This is a genomic window from Hyphomonas chukchiensis (assembly GCF_000682695.1).
GTDB lineage: Bacteria > Pseudomonadota > Alphaproteobacteria > Caulobacterales > Hyphomonadaceae > Hyphomonas > Hyphomonas chukchiensis.
Genome location: NZ_AWFG01000079.1, coordinates 1 through 1045, shown reverse-complemented (window position 1 = coordinate 1045; position 1045 = coordinate 1). Strand labels below are relative to the sequence as shown.

Here is a 1045-nt window from a genome sequence, read left to right as displayed (position 1 = left end):
CTACACGATACCTTCGCGCTGGGTGCGCCTCATGGACACAAGGTCACAGTGAGCGGAATTGCTGTCGCGGGCAATTGCAGGTAGCCAACGCTCTGAATTATATTCGTTTGGTCGGCAAAATGGCGCGCTGAACGCGTTCGATTTGCAGGCACTTGGAAAATCAAGCGAAGCAGTCCTATGGCAGGAAGCGTTCAGCAGGATATTTCGTACCCGGGCGCAAAGGGTCCCGTCTCGGGATTGCTGTTTGAAGCCGTCGGGGAGCGCACGCCCGCACTGCTTTTTTTACATTGGGGTTTCGGAGATCGTTTCTCGTTTGCGCGCGAGGCTGCGGCGCTCGCGGAGTGTGGTGTCACGTGCCTGACAATCGATGCGCCGGGAATGGGGGCACGGGGCAAGGGTCTTCCGCCGCTCGACCGAAGTGACATTGCAATCGCATATGTCCGGGAATGCATTGATGATCTCAAGGCCGGTATCGACTACTTGGCCGCAAGGCCACATGTAGATCCTGACCGGCTTGGTTATGTGGGTCACAGCCTCGGCGGTGCGCTCGCAGGTCAATTCGTTGCGGCCGATCCCAGACTGTACGCGGCTGTCATAATGGCTGGGCCCGGCCAATTGGCGCCGGTCTGGTCGCTGAGACCTGATGACGCCTACCGCTTGGCTTTGCAGCCTTATGACGGTGAGCAACATATTGGCCGGTCGAAAGCCAGGTTGCTGTTTCAGGTTGCCGCGCGCGATGTCTTCGTCACGGCTGACAACGCGCAATCGCTTTACGAAGCCGCAACCGGCACGAAAGAGATCAGGCAATACGAAGCCACGCACGCGCTCAATGACGCTGCACGCGTTGATCGCGCGCAATGGCTTGCGGAGACGCTGGGGTTCTCGGCTCACCGGAACGATTCGATATGGCATGCGGCGAGGCTCCCCCGTCGCGACTTGATCAAGCACCGGCTGGTCAGTGCGGTTATGTCAGTGATGCGACGCCGCGATACGGATTGATCGCTGCAATTCTTCCTGCGCCCCCAAAGAAAAAGCCCCGCCAGAT

The 1045-nt window shown here is 58.9% G+C and carries 1 protein-coding gene; it reads left to right on the top strand.

The features are described 5' to 3' along the window. The first annotated feature begins 177 nt into the window (after positions 1-177). Positions 178-999 (top strand): alpha/beta hydrolase family protein, encoded by an 822-nt coding sequence (locus HY30_RS17475; RefSeq protein WP_034744018.1) that lies wholly within the window; start codon positions 178-180, stop codon positions 997-999. The last annotated feature ends 46 nt before the right edge of the window (positions 1000-1045 follow it).